Raw genomic sequence first — 295 nt, 5'->3', positions numbered from 1 at the left:
GTGGGCAGGACATGCTGCCCCAGGCCACGGTATTCGTCCACATCAACGCCGACGACCCCGCCCTCAACCCCGACAGCGACTCCTCCGGGGTGGCCGAGGTCGAACGGTGGGGCGCGTTCCTCACCACACGACTGCCGGAGTTCTTGAAGGACTCCCGCGTGACGGTCCGGCCGATCTTTGATCCCCTTCGGCACGCACCCGAGAATCTCCATGACCCGTCGGTCGGGTTGCGGATGGCAGTCACCGCATTGATGCCAGTCGATGTGTTCCCCTACGCTGCCCGCACCTCCAGGGC

1 protein-coding gene is annotated in these 295 nt (G+C 66.1%); it reads left to right on the top strand.

The annotated features are described in order from the left end of the window. Positions 1-11: 11 nt before the first annotated feature. The coding region (locus tag EII35_RS15710) for a hypothetical protein (protein WP_148098985.1) at positions 12-295 on the top strand (284 nt) is incomplete at its 3' end.

The organism is Arachnia propionica, assembly GCF_003932785.1.
GTDB lineage: Bacteria > Actinomycetota > Actinomycetes > Propionibacteriales > Propionibacteriaceae > Arachnia > Arachnia propionica_B.
The sequence above is the reverse complement of the archived record's forward strand: the minus strand, read 5'-3'. Positions and strand labels throughout refer to the sequence as shown.